Origin of the sequence: Arthrobacter sp. FW305-BF8 (genome assembly GCF_021789315.1) — a bacterium.
Lineage (GTDB): Bacteria > Actinomycetota > Actinomycetes > Actinomycetales > Micrococcaceae > Arthrobacter.
In genome coordinates this window covers 4,506,888-4,524,116 of record NZ_CP084561.1, presented here as the reverse complement: position 1 = coordinate 4,524,116, position 17,229 = coordinate 4,506,888, and the positions used below count along the sequence as shown (strand labels likewise).

The 17,229-nt window shown below is 67.8% G+C and carries 18 protein-coding genes; 7 read left to right on the top strand and 11 right to left on the bottom strand.

Translation table 11 applies throughout. The features are described from left to right. Positions 1 to 6: 6 nt before the first annotated feature. Entirely contained in the window at positions 7 to 645 is a 639-nt protein-coding gene (locus LFT45_RS20555) for a HutD/Ves family protein (protein WP_236805412.1), read from the bottom strand. Between the two features lie 106 nt (positions 646 to 751). Here LFT45_RS20555 and LFT45_RS20550 point away from each other — a divergent pair, with 106 nt between their 5' ends. The 3 genes from LFT45_RS20550 to LFT45_RS20540 are packed head-to-tail and all read left to right on the top strand — an operon-like array spanning position 752 to position 3,010. Beyond that, positions 752 to 1,348, top strand: coding sequence for a phosphoribosylanthranilate isomerase (locus LFT45_RS20550; protein ID WP_236805411.1), 597 nt, complete (start codon positions 752 to 754; stop codon positions 1,346 to 1,348). A 7-nt stretch (positions 1,349 to 1,355) separates the two neighbouring features. After that, positions 1,356 to 2,549: an MFS transporter gene (locus LFT45_RS20545; RefSeq protein ID WP_236805410.1), complete on the top strand. Its 1,194-nt coding sequence runs from the start codon at positions 1,356 to 1,358 to the stop codon at positions 2,547 to 2,549. Between the two features lie 59 nt (positions 2,550 to 2,608). Beyond that, positions 2,609 to 3,010, top strand: coding sequence for a YccF domain-containing protein (locus LFT45_RS20540; RefSeq protein ID WP_236805409.1), 402 nt, complete (start codon positions 2,609 to 2,611; stop codon positions 3,008 to 3,010). 28 nt (positions 3,011 to 3,038) lie between these two features. Here the strand turns inward: LFT45_RS20540 and LFT45_RS20535 are convergent, their stop codons facing one another. Together LFT45_RS20535 and LFT45_RS20530 are read right to left on the bottom strand one after the other, a co-directional pair. Next, positions 3,039 to 3,908 (bottom strand): DUF4031 domain-containing protein, encoded by an 870-nt coding sequence (locus LFT45_RS20535; protein WP_236805408.1) that lies wholly within the window; start codon positions 3,906 to 3,908, stop codon positions 3,039 to 3,041. 59 nt (positions 3,909 to 3,967) lie between these two features. Further along, a complete protein-coding gene (locus LFT45_RS20530; protein ID WP_236805407.1) occupies positions 3,968 to 4,828 on the bottom strand; it encodes a metallophosphoesterase in 861 nt (286 codons plus the stop codon). 509 nt (positions 4,829 to 5,337) lie between these two features. Between LFT45_RS20530 and LFT45_RS20525 the strand changes: the two genes are divergently transcribed. Beyond that, on the top strand, positions 5,338 to 6,135 hold the full coding sequence (locus LFT45_RS20525; RefSeq protein ID WP_236805406.1) for a S1 family peptidase: 798 nt from the start codon (positions 5,338 to 5,340) through the stop codon (positions 6,133 to 6,135). A 3-nt stretch (positions 6,136 to 6,138) separates the two neighbouring features. On the opposite strand, the gene LFT45_RS20520 is transcribed toward LFT45_RS20525, so the two are convergent. Continuing rightward, complete coding sequence (locus tag LFT45_RS20520; protein WP_236805405.1) at positions 6,139 to 6,474, bottom strand: YciI family protein; 336 nt, start codon at positions 6,472 to 6,474, stop codon at positions 6,139 to 6,141. 272 nt (positions 6,475 to 6,746) lie between these two features. Between LFT45_RS20520 and clpB the strand changes: the two genes are divergently transcribed. Next, a complete protein-coding gene (gene clpB, locus LFT45_RS20515; RefSeq protein ID WP_236805404.1) occupies positions 6,747 to 9,404 on the top strand; it encodes an ATP-dependent chaperone ClpB in 2,658 nt (885 codons plus the stop codon). A gap of 36 nt (positions 9,405 to 9,440) precedes the next feature. Here clpB and LFT45_RS20510 read toward each other — a convergent pair whose 3' ends face one another. After that, positions 9,441 to 10,202 (bottom strand): septum formation family protein, encoded by a 762-nt coding sequence (locus LFT45_RS20510; protein WP_236805403.1) that lies wholly within the window; start codon positions 10,200 to 10,202, stop codon positions 9,441 to 9,443. Between the two features lie 326 nt (positions 10,203 to 10,528). On the opposite strand from LFT45_RS20510, the gene LFT45_RS20505 reads away from it, so the two are divergent. Both LFT45_RS20505 and LFT45_RS20500 read left to right on the top strand, forming a co-directional pair. Continuing rightward, a complete protein-coding gene (locus LFT45_RS20505) occupies positions 10,529 to 10,762 on the top strand; it encodes a DUF3073 domain-containing protein (RefSeq protein WP_003803040.1) in 234 nt (77 codons plus the stop codon). Positions 10,763 to 10,983: 221 nt separating this feature from the next. After that, positions 10,984 to 11,784 (top strand): VOC family protein, encoded by an 801-nt coding sequence (locus tag LFT45_RS20500; RefSeq protein WP_236805402.1) that lies wholly within the window; start codon positions 10,984 to 10,986, stop codon positions 11,782 to 11,784. A gap of 94 nt (positions 11,785 to 11,878) precedes the next feature. Here the strand turns inward: LFT45_RS20500 and purM are convergent, their stop codons facing one another. Genes purM through uraD form a run of 6 tightly spaced genes read right to left on the bottom strand, consistent with a single transcriptional unit; the run spans position 11,879 to position 17,024 of the window. Beyond that, positions 11,879 to 13,042 carry a phosphoribosylformylglycinamidine cyclo-ligase gene (gene purM, locus LFT45_RS20495; RefSeq protein WP_236805401.1) on the bottom strand — a complete coding sequence of 388 codons (1,164 nt, stop codon included), beginning with the start codon at positions 13,040 to 13,042 and terminating at the stop codon, positions 11,879 to 11,881. Next, positions 13,042 to 14,772, bottom strand: coding sequence for an amidophosphoribosyltransferase (purF, locus tag LFT45_RS20490; protein ID WP_236805400.1), 1,731 nt, complete (start codon positions 14,770 to 14,772; stop codon positions 13,042 to 13,044). The genes purM and purF overlap by 1 nt, the downstream gene beginning before the upstream one ends. 47 nt (positions 14,773 to 14,819) lie before the next feature. Then, complete coding sequence (locus LFT45_RS20485) at positions 14,820 to 15,266, bottom strand: hypothetical protein (protein WP_442863580.1); 447 nt, start codon at positions 15,264 to 15,266, stop codon at positions 14,820 to 14,822. A gap of 56 nt (positions 15,267 to 15,322) precedes the next feature. Continuing rightward, positions 15,323 to 16,180 (bottom strand): fumarylacetoacetate hydrolase family protein, encoded by an 858-nt coding sequence (locus tag LFT45_RS20480; protein WP_236805399.1) that lies wholly within the window; start codon positions 16,178 to 16,180, stop codon positions 15,323 to 15,325. A gap of 11 nt (positions 16,181 to 16,191) precedes the next feature. Further along, entirely contained in the window at positions 16,192 to 16,530 is a 339-nt protein-coding gene (gene uraH, locus LFT45_RS20475; protein WP_236805398.1) for a hydroxyisourate hydrolase, read from the bottom strand. Continuing rightward, complete coding sequence (gene uraD / locus LFT45_RS20470; RefSeq protein ID WP_236805397.1) at positions 16,527 to 17,024, bottom strand: 2-oxo-4-hydroxy-4-carboxy-5-ureidoimidazoline decarboxylase; 498 nt, start codon at positions 17,022 to 17,024, stop codon at positions 16,527 to 16,529. The genes uraH and uraD overlap by 4 nt, the downstream gene beginning before the upstream one ends. Positions 17,025 to 17,229: the final 205 nt, after the last annotated feature.

Sequence of the window (17,229 nt, the reverse complement as noted above, 5' to 3'; positions counted from 1 at the left end):
GAGCTGTTAGCTGGTCAGGGGATCAATGGACGCCACGGCCAGAAATCCGCGGCCCAGGATTTCCGGTGTTTGGCTGTCCGAGCCCACCACTGAGTCGTAGCGGTTCAGTGCCACGGGCGCGCCGTCCTGCCCTCCGCCGCTGTCCTGCCCGCCGCCACTGTCCTGCCCGGCATTCCCAGGACTGACCGCTGCCTGGCCCTGCAGCAGGATGCCCAGCTGGCCCTCGAACACGGGATGGGCTCGCTTCTTGGACAGCTCCACGATGGAGGTGTACGCCTTGAAGGCGCCCTCCCGGGCGATGACGTTGAGGTTGCGGACATCCCCGGTGGGCAGGGCCGAGGAGGAGGCCGCACCGCCGGAAAACCGGAAGGGCCGGTACTTTTCGAGCGGGTGCTCGGTCCCATCCACGGCCAGCAACAGCAGCTCGCCCTCGACCACGGTCAGCACTCGTTCCATCCCCGGAAAGGGGGAATACTCCCCGGCACTGGTGACGTCGGCGATGCTGACCCTCCAGTCCCACGCGCCGCCGTCCGATGACGTGGCCCCAGCTGAAGTGCCGCCGCGATGGCTGGCCAGCTCGCGGGTGACACCGCCGCCGTTGCGCCAGGGCTGGGGTTTGAGGTGGGCGAAGCGGATGATCTGCATCAGCCCAGCCTATCCGCGCGTTGCCCGCACGCTCTTTCCCCGCGTAAAGTCGGCGACGGATCGCTGCAGAAAGTGGTCGACGCTTTCAACAACGAGGAGCCGGTGAATGTTCGTCAAAGTCTGCGGCCTGAGCACGCCTGAATCTGTCCGGGAGGCCGTGGAAGCCGGAGCGGACGCCGTCGGCTTTGTCCTGACGGCCAGCCCCCGGGTGGTGTCACCGCATCTGGCCACCCAGCTGGTGAAGGCTGTACCGGAGGGTGTAGCCGCCGTCGGCGTCTTCCGCTCCGAATCGGCCGCCGACGCGGTGGCCATCGCCCGCGCCGCGGGACTGGGCTGGATCCAGCTTCACGGTGACCGCACACCGGATGACGTCAAAACAGCGCACGACGCCGGGATGAAGGTCATCCGCGCCGTCACCATGGGTGCCGCACCGGAGGCGTTTGGCAACTGGGGCGAGGAACTGCTGCTGATCGACGCCGCGGTTCCCGGTTCCGGCGAGGCCTGGGACTACGGTTCCGTGCGCGCCAAAGGCCTGGCGGGACGGCAGTGGCTCCTGGCCGGCGGTCTCGACCCCGCCAACGTGTCCGAAGCCGCCCGTGATGCCGGGGCATGGGGCGTGGACGTCTCCTCCGGCGTCGAACAAAGCAGGGGAGTGAAGGACCTGACTAAGATCAGGTCTTTCGTCACGGCAGCCAAAGGCTGACCGCCCCGTGACCCAGGCGGCGCGCGCCCGGACGCCCGCGGCTCCCCTCTACGCTGCCGGATTCGTGACCGCGTTCGGCGCGCACAGCATTGCAGCCGGCATGGGCGCCCAGAGTGGCAACATCGGCCTGACCCTGCTTAACCTGGGAATCCTGCTGGCCGTCTACGACATCTCCGAGGTGTTCCTCAAGCCGGTCTTTGGCGCGCTGAGCGACCGGATCGGCGCCAAGCCGGTCATTGTCGGCGGACTGATCGGCTTCGCCGCGCTGTCCCTGATCGGACTGGGGGCCGCGGATCCGCTGCTGCTGGGCCTTGCCCGCCTGGGCCAAGGGGCCGCCGCATCGGCGTTCTCCCCGGCGTCCTCGGCGATGGTGGCCCGGCTCTCGGCCGGGAAGAATGCCGGGACCTTCTTCGGCAGGTACGGGTCCTGGAAGAGCCTCGGTTATGTGATTGGCCCTCTGCTCGGCGCCGGGCTGATCGCGGGCGGCGGCTTTGCGCTGCTTTTCGGGGCTCTTTCCGCGCTTGCCGCAGCCACCGCCGTGTGGATCCTTCTCGCCGTCCCTCACCTGCCGCCGCTCCCGCGCCAGCGGTACACGGTGCTGGACCTGGCCCGGCAGGTTGCGGAGCGCAGGTTCCTGGTGCCCACGCTGGTGCTGGCGGCATCGATGGCGGCCATGGGAGCGGCTATCGGTTTCCTTCCGGCCCTGGCAGTGCAGCACGGCCTTGATCCGGTGGCCGGCACCGCCGCCGTCAGTGTGCTGGCCGTCGCCTCCCTGCTGGTCCAGCCGCGGATCGGAGCGATGCGCGACATGCACCGCATCGGAGACGCAGGCGGAATGCGGACCGGCCTGTTGCTCACCGCCGCCGGGGTGGCCCTGGTGGCCGCCGTCCCGGGGCCGGCGACGATCTTTATCGCCGCGGCCCTCATCGGGGGCGGCGTCGGCGCGGCCACGCCGCTGGGCTTTGCGCATTTGGCCGACAGCACACCGAAGGACCGGATGGGGCGCACCATGGGCTCGGCCGAGCTTGGACGCGAACTCGGCGACGCCGGCGGCCCGCTCCTGGTGGGAGCCGTCGCCACCGCCGCCTCGCTCCCGCTGGGCCTGGGGCTTCTCGCGCTGCTGGTCGCGGCCGCCGGGGTCCCGCGCCTCAGCCTAAGGGTGAAGGTGCCCAAGGCCGAAAGTTCGCAGGCTGAAGGTTAAGGGTTAATTCAGGGCAGATCCCGAGGCGCTGCAGCCTTCCGGCCCGGCAGAATGGACGGATGAAGACACTCCTGAACATCATCTGGCTGGTATTCGGCGGCTTCTGGCTGGCGCTGGGCTACTTCGCCGCCGGCATCATCTGCTGCCTGCTCATCGTGACCATCCCCTGGGGCATCGCCTCCTTCCGGATCGCGTCCTACACCCTGTGGCCCTTTGGCCGGATGGTGGTGGACAAGCCGGGCGGAAACGGCGTGTTCTCGCTCCTCGGCAACGTGATTTGGCTGTTGGTGGCCGGCATCTGGATTGCCATTGGGCACGTGGTCACGGCGTTCGCCATGGCCATCACCATCATCGGCATCCCGCTGGCCATCGCCAACCTGAAGCTGATCCCGGTTTCCCTCATGCCACTGGGCAAGCAGATCGTGCCCACGGACAGGCCGTTCATCACGGCCTACCGCTGACACCCGGGCGGCGTCCGGCCGGCACCGGTCAGGCCAGCTCAGCCTTCAGGTTCCGCCGGGCGGCCTCCAGCCACAGGCTGCGGGCCCGCTCGGTGTGGAAGAGCGGGTCCAGTGCCAGCAACTGGCGGACGACGGCGGCCCTCCCGGCCGCAAAGTCGGCGTCGCCGATGTGCGCGTAGTCTTCCCGGACGGCCGCCGCATACCGGGCGTAGCGCTCCGGTTCCCCGCCCAGAACTGACAGGTCCGCGTCGCAGAGGAGGGCGCCGTCGTCGTCCCCGTCCTCCGGCCGGTGGTCCGAGGTGAGCCGGACCAGCCGCGCTACCTCATCGACCTCGGCTTCCGGCAGTCCGGCCTGGCTGAGCCTGAGTTCGGCGAGCCGGGCGGACTCCTCCTCGTCCTGGCCCGCCACTCCCCGGTAGACGGCGTCGTGGAACCAGGCCGCCAGCAGCACGGTGCGCGGCGGCCGCGCGGGTGCGGTGAGCAGGTCCAGGGCCTCCAGCACGGCGAGCAGGTGCGTGCAGCCGTGGTACCTGCGGTGGCTCTCGCTCCAGCGGTCCAGCAGGTCCAGGAACAGGGCGTCATGGCCGGGCAGCACCATGTTCCAGCGGTGGAGCAGGGGAGTCTTGAGGGACTTCGTGCGGCTGCGCGCGGGGATCCGGAGCCCGCTGGCAATGAGTTTCCGCACGAGGACCCGCGCCTCAACCGGAATGGCACCGGCAGCCACCAGACCGTCATAGCGGCGCTGCGGCACGTCGTAGTGGTCGCCGTCGAATGCCCGCTCAGGGATGCCCGCCGCAGCGGCGAAGGCGTGCAGCTCCGCCAGGGAAGTGTCTGAAATCAGATGCGAAAAAAGTGTTTCATGGGCAGGCCAAAGCGGCGGATCGATGTAGACGGCCATGGGAGAGAGTCTAGTCCGGTGCCGTGCCCGCCATCCGCGTCAGTGCAGCTGCGGCCCGGCTACTTTCGTCCAATCTCGAAGTTGTCCGTAAAGGTATACCTCTCCGCAGGGACGAACTTTGCTGCGAGCCGGTCAGCGGTGGCCGTCACGTCCAGCGTGCCGAGGGCGGCGTCGCAGTTGCTCCCGGACCAGGCGGCAAAGTAGCCGGATTCCGAATCCTGATCGTTGACGTCATACAGCCCCCTGCCGCCCGTTCCGACCGTGGCGAAGACCGTTCCGGCACCCTGGACCATGGTGGCGTCCGAATCGGCGAGGCAGCCTTGGGAGAATGTGTCCGGCACCAGTGCAGGGCAGCCCCGGCCCCCACCCAGTTGGTGGCTCCGTTGGTAGATGTGGTCGTGGGCGCTCAGAACAAGATCTGCCTTCTTGTCGATGAGCATGTCCGTGAAGTCGGCTCCCGCCTGGCAATCATATTTGCCCACGCTGAGACAAGGAGTGTGCATGCCCACCACGGTCCACGGGATGTTCTTGGACTTGGCACCGTCCAACGCTGCTGCTGTCCAGCGCCACCGCTCACTGCCCCGCGAGTAGTCCAGGATGTTTCCGTCATGGAATTCGATCCCCGGGGACACCATGATGAAACGCACCAGCGGGTTCCGTTCCGGGTAGTCGGCGTACCACTGCACTCCGTACTCGCCCTGCAGCCCCGCCAACTTGTTGGGCAGGCAGTTGACGATGTTGGCGATGTCGCCGTCATGGCCGTCGCTCTCGTGGTTTCCGCTGACCACCTGGTAGGGAAAGTGGCCGCCCAGCTTGCCGGTGACCATGTCACAGAAATCCTGCTCGCGCCCTGCCTCGTAGGGGAAGTCCCCGAGGGCCAGGTTCAGCTCAGGCCGCAGGCCGCCGATTGTGTCAAGCACCTTCCTGGCCCCCGCGCCCAGCCCGATGTCGCCCTGGGCCGTGAAGTGGACGGCGGCTGGCGCTGTGGTGGAGGAGGACTCCGCGTCTGGGGAAGGCCCTGCAGGGGAGGAGGATTGCCCGGGGCTGGATGACGGGGTTGCCGGTCCGGTCCCAGCAGGCGAAACCGGCGTCCCGGACGACGAGGGCGGCGGCAGGGGTGGAGCGGGCTGGCACGCTGTAACCAGCAGCGCCATCGAAAGTACGGCCGGAGCAACGCCGGGCCATCTCCGTTGTTTCGACAGTCCAGTCATGATCCCTCACACCGCGGAACTGAGCCTGATGCCGCCGTCGGCTGGCGAAAAAAGTGATTCCTGCTTGGCCCTCAGGGTAATCCCCCCGGCGCTTCGGGGCCATGCGCCGGCGCCGGCGCGGACTGCAGTGACTTTTTCTGTAATGGATATGACATTTGTTGTCATGACACGTACGCTCGCGGTCGGACCCCTCGCCCCCGACGCCAAGGAGCCTCACGTTGAAGATCGCCAAAATCCTGGCCGCTGCCACGGCCAGCGCGGCCCTGCTGGCTCCCGTACTCGGCGGTCCGCCAGCGCAGGCCGCCGCGGCCCGGGAAGCGCGGGTCAAGGACGTGCCGGCCCCCGACGGCGACGGTACGTTGAGCCGGGACATCGCGGGCGGCGGCATCACTACGGTTTCAGCAGCCCCCTTCGCGGCGCAAGTTTCCTTCGACTCCGCAGGCATCAACGTGGGCTGTGCCGGCAGTCAGATCGCTGCGGGCTGGGTCATTACGGCCAAGCACTGCAACTCCACGAGCCTTAGGTCGGTCCGGCTCGGCACCAGCTACCTCGGAACCGGAGGTGCCGTCCGTTCGGTGGCCGCGCGCTACCCCGCCCCTGCCGGGGACGTCCTGTTGCTGAGACTGTCCGCGCCGTACTACGGCTCCTACGTGGGCCTGTCCAGTTCCTTTCCTGCCACCGGAACTCCCGCGAGGGTTTATGGCTGGGGCGATCAGTCCGAGGGGTCCGGCGCCATGTCCTACTACCTCAAGGCGGCGGACGTCTCGGTGGTGTGGCAGGGCGTGGACAACTACGGCGGTCCGTCTATCCGGACGCGGTCGAAGAGCGGTCACACGCTGAGCGGCGACTCGGGCGGCCCGCTGATCGTGAACGGCAAACTTGCAGGGGTCCTGTCCTCGTCGGACATCTTGCCGGCCCCGAACCCTTCGAATTACACCGGCTACTTCAATGACCACGCCTCCGTGGTCCGCAACCTGGCCTGGATCACCAGCGTCTCCGGGGTTCGGGGCTCCTAGCGGTTACATCCCGGGCAGGTCGAGGGTCTCGTATACCTGGATGCTCGCGCCGGGCATCATGAGGTGCGGGTGTCCCTCGAGGAGGGCCAGGGCGCCGTCCATGTCCTCGGCCTGCAGGATTCCGTATCCGCCAACGCTGGCGTTCGTGTCCGAGGTGCCGGACTGGCTGACCTCCTTGCCGGCGCCCAGGGGCTGGCCCATGTCCACGATGCCGCTGCCGGCCCGGGACGCCCACTCCATCCAGGCCTTCATGCCCTCCTGCGCGGCCTCGGGGGAACTCTCCGCCATCTGGGATTGTGCCGACTGCGGTGCGTTGTAAAGAACTACAAACTTCTTCATTGCCGGTCCTGTCTCTGGGGTAGTGGTCTTTGGGGATTGTGGACTGACGCTCTTGGCGGCTGCCGCCTCGAGGGCTTGGCCCTCGCAGCCACAGGTCGATCCTAGGGGGATTCGGCCGCTGGCGATACAGTTCAAGGGCCACTGTTCACGGAATATCCGCCCGCCCCTGAGAGGGCATTTCGCTGTGGGAAAACTTGGCAGTGATGACGTAAAAAGCAAAGTTGAGCGTAGTAGACTCAACGTAGCTAAAACGTCTTCGAAAGGAGCTCTCTTTGGACGCCAAATTCACCACCAAGAGCCAGGAGGCTCTTTCAGCTGCCGCGATGAACGCCTCCACGGCCGGGAATCCGCAGGTGGAACCCGCCCACCTGCTCAAGGCGCTGATGGATCAGCGGGAGGGCGTCGCCGTCGCTCTCCTTCGCGCCACCGGAGCGGATCCGGATACGGTCAGCGTCCAGGCCAGTACCGCCATCAAGGCGCTGCCTGCCACGTCCGGAAGCTCGGTCCAGCAGGCCCAGCTGTCCCGGCCTTCCCTGCAGGCGATCCAGAACGCCCAGAACGAAGCCGACAAGCTGGGCGACTCCTTCGTCTCCACCGAGCACCTGCTGCTCGGCCTCTCGGCGGGAAGCGACGGCGTTGGCAGGCTGTTGCGCGACGCCGGCGCGTCGCATGAGGCCTTGGCAGCGGCCCTGCCGGGTGTCCGCGGCGACCGCAAGGTCAACTCGCCTGACCCGGAGAACACTTTTCAGGCCCTGGAAAAGTTCGGCACCGATCTGACCGCGACCGCCCGCTCCGGCAAGCTGGACCCCGTGATTGGGCGGGATGCCGAAATCCGCCGCATCATCCAGGTGCTCAGCCGCCGCACGAAGAACAACCCGGTGATCATCGGTGAGCCGGGCGTCGGCAAGACGGCCGTCGTCGAGGGCCTCGCCCAGCGCATCGTCGCCGGTGACGTGCCGGAGAGTCTTCGGGGCAAGACTCTGATCGCCCTTGACCTGGCCTCCATGGTGGCCGGCGCCAAATACCGGGGCGAGTTTGAGGAGCGACTGAAGGCCGTCCTTGAAGAGATCAAGAACTCTGACGGCCGGATTGTCACGTTCATCGATGAGCTGCACACAGTGGTGGGAGCCGGGGCCAGCGGCGAAAGCGCCATGGACGCCGGCAATATGCTCAAGCCGATGCTGGCCCGGGGTGAGCTGCGGCTGATCGGCGCCACCACCCTCGACGAGTACCGCGAGAACATCGAGAAGGACCCCGCCCTGGAGCGGCGCTTCCAGCAGGTGTACGTCGGGGAGCCCAGCGTGGACGACACCATCGGAATCCTGCGGGGCCTGAAGGAGCGGTACGAGGCCCACCACAAGGTCGCCATCGCAGACTCCGCGCTGGTGGCTGCCGCGACGCTCTCCAACCGCTACATTTCCGGCCGGCAACTGCCGGACAAGGCGATCGACCTCGTGGACGAGGCCGCCTCCCGGCTGCGCATGGAGATCGACTCCGCCCCGGAGGAGATCGACCAGCTGCGCCGCGCCGTCGACCGGCTCACCATGGAGGAGCTCGCCCTGCAGGGTGAGACGGACGCCGCGTCCGTGGAGCGCCTCGCTGCGCTGCGGGCGGACATGGCGGACAAGAAGGAGCAACTGGCCGGCTTGAACGCCCGCTGGGAGGCCGAGAAAGCAGGCCTGAACCGCGTTGGCGACCTGAAGGCAAAGCTGGACGAGCTGCGGTCCACTGCGGACAAGGCGCAGCGCGAGGGAGACCTTGAGACCGCGTCCCGGGTCCTCTACGGCGAAATTCCTGCACTGGAACGCGAACTGAACGACGCCGCAGAAGCTGAGGCCGCCGTCGCCGACAAATCTGCCCTGATGGTGGCGGAGGAGGTCACGGCCAACGACATCGCCGAGGTCATCGCGGCATGGACCGGAATTCCGGCCGGCCGCATGCTCCAGGGCGAAAGCCAGAAGCTGCTGCACATGGAGGGGGAGCTCGGCAGGAGGCTGATCGGGCAGTCCAAGGCCGTCACCGCCGTGTCCGACGCCGTGCGCCGCGCACGGGCCGGCATCAGCGACCCCAACCGGCCCACAGGTTCGTTCCTGTTCCTCGGCCCTACCGGCGTCGGCAAAACCGAACTCGCCAAGGCGCTCGCGGACTTCCTTTTCGACGACGAACGCGCCATGGTGCGGATCGACATGTCGGAGTACAGCGAAAAGCACTCCGTGGCCCGCCTCGTCGGTGCGCCTCCCGGCTACGTCGGCTACGAGGAGGGCGGCCAGCTTACCGAGGCCGTTCGCCGCCGGCCGTACTCCGTGGTGCTGCTGGACGAGGTGGAGAAGGCTCACCCCGAGGTGTTCGACATCCTGCTGCAGGTGCTCGACGACGGCCGCCTCACCGACGGCCAGGGCCGCACCGTGGACTTCCGCAACGTGATCCTGGTGCTCACCTCAAACCTGGGCAGCCAGTTCCTCGTGGACCCAACGCTGGATGCGAACGCCAAGCGCAACGCGGTGATGGCCACCGTGAACGCTTCCTTCAAGCCGGAGTTCCTGAACCGGCTGGATGAGGTGGTGCTGTTTGATCCGCTGTCCGTGGACGAGCTCGCCCGGATCGTCGAGCTGCAGGTGGCGGAGCTGACCAAGCGCCTGCAGGAGCGGCGGCTTTCGCTCGAGGTCACCGAAGGGGCCCGCTCCTGGCTGGCGATGTCCGGCTTCGACCCTGCCTACGGCGCCCGGCCGCTGCGGCGCCTCGTGCAGCGCGAAATCGGCGACCGGCTGGCCAAGGCCATCCTGGCCGGTGAAATCTCCGACGGCGACACCGTCCTGGTGGACACCGCCGCCGACCTCGGGGAGCTCACCGTCGAGGGCCTGGAAGCACTGTCGGGGCCCGACGGCGGCAGTCCCCTGGGTAGCGGGCTCACCGTCCGCCGCCGGGACTAGCAGCGCGCAAGCCCGCTCCCTTGGTTCCTCAGGGAGCTAGGGGAGCAGGCTTGCCTTGATGATGTTGCCGGACGCGGTGATGTAGCAGTCCACGCGGCGGTCACCCTTGGCCCAGCTGGCCGTGCTCGGATACGCGAGGCGGTAGATCAGGTTGTAGTCGTTGGATTTCGCCGTCAGCCGCGCGTCCTGGCACGTTTCCCTGGCCCTGGTCTTCATGGCCTCACGGCCCGGGTATGCGTCACCGTCGGCGTAGTGCGTGACCGCCACCAGCTGGGCGGAATGGCCGGTGCTGCACGCAACCACAGTGGACTTGGATGCCTCGGGGTCAAAGTCCTTGAGGCAGTCGCCCACCCGGAAATCCAGCGGGCTCACGCTGGCCACGGGCAGGCTGGGCCGGGGTGACACCGCCGGCGGGGCGGGGGAGGGGTCTGCCGCCGCGGCGCCCGGCCGGTTCGCCGCCTGCATGGTGGCGCCGGCGAGGAGTGACGTCAGGAGCCACACGAGCAGGCCACCCACCACCAGCAGCGCAAGGACAAAGCCGGACTTGAGCAGGGTTTGCCGGACCTCTGGCTGTGCGAGCCAGGAGCGGACCGCGCCGACGAGGCCTCCGGGCTGGACCGCACCGGGCTGAGCTTGCCCCGGTGCGGCTGATTCCGGCTCTGCCGCATTGCGCTCTGCCGGTTTGCGCTCTGCCGGTTTGCGCTCGGCCGGTTGGGGTTGCACGGCCGGTTCGGGTTGCACGGCGACGGCGCGGGCCGGCCCGCGTTCCCCGTCGTGGCTGGGATCGTTGTCATTCATGTGGGGCGGCACCCCTTCCTGGCGTTCGCTCGAGCGCTGGGTCTCCGGCCATATGCGTTTCCGCGGTGTGGCCCGGGCGGCCGATTGCCGGATTCCCATGCCCGCTTAATTCAGTCGTTCAGGAGACTCTATCGAACAAAAAATCCCTGCAAGCCCCGGATTGCCGCGGAGAAGGGGGTCGCGGCGGTCGCTGGACGCCTCCGTGGCAAGCAGATGCCGCCGAAAGCATGTAATCTAGGGGTACGACAAATTGACCAAACATTCCGGGGCCTCACCGATCGCCAAAGGTGACCACCTCCGGTCCAAGTACAAAAGGGGGTCACGCCATGGGGCGCGGCCGTCAAAAGGCAAAAGCTACCAAGCAGGCTCGGGACATCAAGTACTACTCCCCGAACACCGATTATTCGGCCCTACAGCGAGAGCTCACGGGTCCGGGAAGTCGTGCCACGAGCCATTTCGCGAATGAACCGGTCGAGCCGGACTATTCAGCCTACGTGGATAAGTACGCGGACGATTTGGATGAAGACGACGACGAGGTAGACAGCCGTCGTATCGGTTAGTCGTTCCCGCTGAACTGCCTTAAGGCAGTTGGCTGCGAGCCGCCGTCGTACACCATAGTTATCAGGCCCGTTGGGCACGCCGGTCTTCGGCGTGGCCAACGGGCCTTTGGCGTTGCCGCGCATGCGCCCCTGGGCCTCCCCCCGTCACGTACGCGCCCGTAGGAACCTTGCCCTTCAGGAACTAGGCTGGAAAGAATTCAGCCTACGAAAGGTACGGACGCATGGTTCAGCGCAGCGGGTACAGCCTTGGAGAGCTCTGCTGGACGGACATTCAGACGCCGGACGTGGCTGCTGCCAAGGCCTTCTACGCCGCCGTGTTCGGGTGGCGGTACGAGGACCTGCCCACCCCGGACGGCCGCAGCTACGCGAAGGCCTTCCTGGACGACGACGTCGTGGCGACGGTGGCACCGCAGCCGCAGCAGGGTGACACGCAACGGCCCGCGCAGTGGAACATCTACTTTGCCACTGACGACGCCGGATCCACTGCGGAGGAAGCCGACCATGCCGGCGGCGCGGTGCAGTTCGGACCGGAGGACATCGGGGACACCGGAACCATGGTGTTTGTAGAGCCGCCGGGAGGCGGTGCCACCGGCGTCTGGCAGGCCGGAACCCACCCCGGCAGCGGGCGGCACAACGAGCCCGGCGCATTCGCCTGGGCCGAACTGCTCACGCCCGAGCCGCAGGCCGCCGTCGGGTTTTTTCAGCAGCTGTTCGGCCATGAGGTGACGGAATACCCCCAGGACGACGGCGGAACTTACACCACGCTGATGGTGAACGGCGCGGAGGTGGCGGGCATTGCGCCTGCCCCGCAGGAGGACGTGGACGACGAGGACGGGGACGGCGAGCCCGGCAGCCGCGGCTGGCAGGTCTACTTCGGCGTCTCCAGTGTCAAGGAAGCCGTGCTGTCGGCCGTGGCAGCCGGAGCCGAGGTGCTGGTGGAGCCGGAGTTCGACGACGACGGCGGCACCATCGCCACCCTGAAGGACCCGCAGGGCGGCGTGTTCAGCGTCCTGGAGGTTTAGCAGCCTCGGATTTAAGCGTCGAGTGCTCCGCAGATGCCCTTATGAAGGTTCAAAAGGGCGGTTACGGAGCACTCGATGAGGGGGCTGGTGGGGACTAGGCGTAGGCGTTGACCAGCTGGACAGCGCCGCCGTCCACGCCCTTGGCGCCCTGCACGTAGTCCGGTCCGGTCTTGACCACGGCGTCGGAATCGGCGCTGACGGAGCCCATGATCCAGGACGGCAGGCCGCGCTCGTTGAGGCGGGCCACGGCGGCGTCTGCGGCTTCTGCGGAGACCACGGCCACCATGCCGACGCCGAGGTTCAGCGTGCGCTCCAGGTCGGGTAGCGGGACGCGGCCCAGCTCGGAGACGAGCTTGAAGATGGCGGGCAGCTCCCAGGTGGAGCGGTCAACGGTGGCCACGAGGCCCTGCGGCAGCACGCGCGCCAGGTTGGCGGCGAGGCCGCCACCGGTGACGTGGCTGAAGCCGTGCACGGCCTTCTCTGCTGTGACCGGGAACGCCCGCGCCAGGTCCAGGCAGTCCGCGGCGTAGACGCGGGTGGGTTCCAGCAGTTCCTCGCCCAGCGTGCGGCCAAGCTCGGAGACCTGGCGGTCCAGGGCCCAGCCGGCGTGGTTGATGACGCGGCGGACCAGGGAGTAGCCATTTGAGTGCAGGCCCGAGGAAGCCATGCCGATCACCACGTCGCCTTCGCGAACGCGGTCCGGCCCCAGCAGGGCGTCTGCCTCAACAACGCCGGTGGCAGCGCCGGCGACGTCGTACTCGTGTTCTCCCAGCAGGCCAGGGTGCTCGGCGGTTTCGCCGCCCACCAGCGCGGTGCCGGCAACCGAGCAGGCGGCCGCGATGCCGCGGACGATGTCCGCGATGCGCTCGGGAACCACCTTGCCGCAGGCGATGTAGTCGGTCATGTACAGCGGCTCGGCGCCCACCACCACGATGTCGTCAACCACCATTCCCACGAGGTCGTAGCCGATGGTGTCGTGGATGTCCATGGCCTGGGCGATGGCCACCTTGGTGCCGACGCCGTCCGTGGACGTGGCGAGCAGGGGCTTCCTGTAGGTCAGGAGCTTCGAGACGTCGTACAGGCCTGCGAAACCGCCGACGCCGCCAATCACCGATGCGTTGTGGGTCGCCTTGACGGCATCCTTCATGAGTTCGACTGCGCGGTCGCCGGCCTCGACGTCCACACCGGCGGCCGCGTAGGTGATGCCGGCGTTGTTCTGGGCAGCATTCATGTCAGCAGTGGAGGAAGCGGAGGTCATCAGGACTCTTTCTTGTCAGCGCCGACGGTCGCAGCGTCGTGGTGGAGATCGGGCACGCGGTCGGCGTCGGTAAGCAGGTTCTCGAACTCGGCATCCGGCCCCGGATCACAGCCGGTGGCGCCCGGCTTCTCGGCAGGATCCTCGGTCACCGGGATGCTGTCCGGATTGCCTGGCGTGGCGGTGGCCGGTTCGATGGCGGCTTCCGCGGCGGCGTCGCCCGTGGTGGCCGGAGCGCCGCTCCGTGAGGATGCCGGCAGGCCGCCCAGGTCCGTGCGCTCCAGCAGGTTCTTGCCCAGTTTGTCCGAGCCCGGGAGCTCGATGGGGTACTTGCCGGTGAAGCAGGCGGTGCAGAGCCGTTCGCGGGGCTGCTGGGTGGCGCCGATCATGCCGTCTTCGGAAATGTAGGCCAGCGAGTCGGCGCCGATGGCCTGGGAGATCTCTTCGATCGTGGCGCCGTTGGCGATCAGCTCGGCGCGGGAGGCGAAGTCGATGCCGTAGAAGCACGGCCACTGGACCGGCGGGGAGGAAATCTTGACGTGCACGGCGGCGGCGCCGGCTTCGCGGAGCATCCGGACGATGGCGCGCTGCGTGTTGCCGCGGACGATCGAGTCATCCACCACCACCACGCGCTTGCCGCGGATCACGGACTCCAGGGCGTTGAGCTTCAGCCGGATGCCCAGCTGGCGCAGCGTCTGCGAGGGCTGGATGAACGTGCGGCCCACGTAGGAGTTCTTGACGAAGCCGTGCGCGAACGGGATGCCGGATTCTTCGGCGTAGCCCACGGCTGCGGGGGTACCGGATTCCGGGACCGGGATGACGATGTCCGCTTCCTGCGTGTTCTCGCGGGCCAGCTGGCGGCCCATCTCCACGCGGGATTCGTACACGGACCGCCCGGCGATCGCGGCGTCGGGGCGCGCGAGGTAGACGTACTCGAATACGCATCCGGCCGGCGTCGGCTCCGCAAAGCGCTGGGACCGCACGCCCTGCTCATCGATGGCGATGAATTCGCCGGGTTCGATTTCGCGGATGAAGCTGGCACCCACGGTGGCCAGGGCGGACTGTTCGGACGCCACCACCCAGCCGCGTTCCAGCCGGCCCAGGCAAAGGGGGCGGATGCCGTAGGTGTCCCGCGCGGCGTACAGGGTGCCCTCGTCCATGAAGACGAAGCAGAAGCCGCCCTTGATCTTGGGCAGCAGCTCGATGGCGGTCTGTTCGAGGGACTTGCCCTCTTCACCCTCCAGCAGCGCCGTCACCAATGCGGTGTCCGAGGTGTTGCCCTGCTTCATTTCGCCGCTGAGCTGGCCGCCGTTGCGTTCCAGGATCATGGCGTTGAGCTCGGCGGTGTTGGTCAGGTTGCCGTTATGCGCCAGGGCCACCGTGCCGGTGCTGGTCGCACCGAGGGTGGGCTGGGCGTTGGCCCAGTGGCTGGCTCCGGTGGTGGAGTAGCGGCAGTGGCCGACGGCCAGGTGCCCGGTCAGGGTGTTAAGCGTGGTCTCGTCGAAGACCTGGGATACGAGGCCCATGTCCTTGTAGACGTTGATCCGCTTGCCGTCGCTGGTTGCTATGCCAGCCGACTCCTGACCGCGGTGCTGCAACGCGTACAGCCCGTAGTAGGTGAGTTTTGCTACTTCTTCACCTGGTGCCCAGACCCCGAAGACGCCGCAAGCGTCCTGTGGGCCCTTTTCGCCAGGGAGAAGATCATGAGAAAGTTTTCCATCGCCGCGTGCCACTGGTCGATTATCTCACGTCATGGGGTATGGAAATTCCGGCCGCCGGATTATGACCGCTGGCCGGGCCCGCCGTCGTCCGTGGTCCGCTCCGGTGCGGGGCCTGTTTCGGTGCCCAGTGCCGTGCCCGGCGCCGTGCCCGGTTCCTCGGCTGGCTGCGTGGCCGGTGCCGTACCCGGCGCGGAATGCTCGGCTTCCGGCACCGCTTCGACGACGCCGCGGCGGGCACGCCGCACGCTGGTGCGGTCCAGCACCAGGGCGGCAATTGCGCCGAGAATCACACCGGCCGCGGCGCACGGCACCATGAAGAAGCCGTACACGGCGCCGCGGTCGTAGCTGGCATCGCCGGGCAGCGCGTACGCAATGACAGCCGCCGCGGCGAAGCCCACGAGCCCGCCCAGGATCAGGAAGGGAACGTACTTGGGGGCGCGCCGGACGGTAATCTCGCGCCGTTCGGGAAATTCGCGCCGTTCAGGGGTGGGCTGGTCGGAAGACATGCCATCTAGCCTACTGTCATCCCGGCCCCCAGCCTGCTCCGGCGGGTTCAGCCTGCTCAGGCCTGCGGCCCCGCCGGGACCAGCCGCTGCCGCTGCTCGCCCAGCAGGTCCCCGCCGGACATCCGCATGACATCGCCGTCTTTCAGGAACGGGAAGCGGCCGGACAGTGCCACGCCCTCCGGGGTGCCGGTGGTGATGAGGTCGCCGGGTTCGAGCACCATGTACTGCGAGAGCCGGCGGACCAGTTCGGCCGGTCCGAAGACCATGTCCGCCGTCGAGCTGTCCTGCCGGACCTCGTCATTGACCCAGGATGCGAGGCGGATGCCGTCCGCATCCACTCCCGCGGCGGGCACCAGCCAGGGCCCTACCGGGTTGAAGGTGGGGCAGGATTTGCCCAGCGACCACTGCGGCCCGGAGTGCTCCAGCTGGTACTCGCGCTCGGAGACGTCATTGGACAGGACGTAGCCCGCGATGCAGTCCGCTGCCTCGGTGTCGGATGCCAGGTAGCTGGCGCGCCGGCCGATGACCACGCCCAGCTCCACCTCCCAGTCCACCCGCTGCGCCCCCGGCGGGATGACGACGTCGTCGTCCGGACCAACCACGGTGTTGGGATGCTTGAAGAAGATGATGGGCCGCTCCGGCACAGGCAAGCCGGATTCTGCAGCGTGCGCGGCGTAGTTCAGCCCCACGCCGATCACGGCCCCGGGCCGGGCGATCGGCGCGCCGATCCGTTTGCCGTCGAGGGTCACCCGCGGGAGGCCGGACAGGTCCAGGTCAGTGAGCTGGCCGGCCCAGGTCTGGAGGAAGTCACCGTCGATGTCCTGGGTGACCGGCCGCAGGTCATAGGCCTGGCCGTCATCGTCGATGACCACCGGAACCTCGTTGCTCGCCGGGCCAATGCGCATCAGCCGCATTCTGTTTCCTTTCAGCTGCCGCGGTAGGTGGAGTAGGCGAACGGGCTCAGCAGCAACGGCACATGGTAGTGCTCGGTGCCGGTGACTTCGAAGACCAGGTCCACCTCCGGGAAGAATGTGGTGCCGCCCTGCCGGGCGTAGTAGTCGCCGGTGGCGAAGTTGAGCCGGTAGTTTCCGGGGGCCAGAACCTCCGGTCCCAGGCCCTTCGCGCGGCCGTCCGCATCGGTGGTGCCGCTGCCCAGCTGAGTCCAGCTGCCGCCGTCGTTCGCGTAAAGCACGACGGCGATACCCGCCGCCGGGCGCCCGGCGCCGGTGTCCAGGACGTGGGTTGTTACGTGGGAAACGCTCATTCGCTGATCACTCCTTCCAGGCGCAGCAGGGCGATTTCCCGCAGCTGCTGCGCGACGATGGCGTCTTCCTGCGCCGGGGTATTGGCCAGGCGCTCGTTCAGCGCTGCCAGGATTTCGGGGGCCGTCCGTCCGGCGGCGCGGATCAGGAAGACTCGGCCGAACTTTTCCTCGTAGGCGCGGTTGCCGCGCGCCAGGGCGTCCGCCACCCCGGTGTCGGCCGGGTCCACGCCTGCCTGCTCGGACCGGGACATGGCCGCCTCGGTGGTCTGCGCGGCGGGACGTTCGCCGATCCTCGGATGATGGGCCATGGCGCCTGCCACCTCGTCCGGCGTGAACGGCGCGGCGGCGGCCCGGGCTCCATCGAGGAGCTCCTCACGGGAGGCGAAGGGCCGCGCGGCGGCAATCTGGTCCACCCAGCGGGGGACGTCGATGCAGGGGCGCAGGACCGCGTTGGCAGCGTCCCTGTCCGCGGCATTGAATTCGGCAAGCTTCACGTTGTGATCCTCAAGCAGATGCTGGCATCCATGGTGACGGCTATGCGGAGGCCGGGTCCTCTCCCGGCGATCGACAACCCTTCGAGGCGTCGAGTTCCGCATCATGGAACTGTTATTTCAGCATACGTAATAGTGAAGCCGAGCATGTCTGCCGGTGTCAAGAGACTACCGCAGGCGTTGAGGTCGGGCGGATAGTATCGGCGCC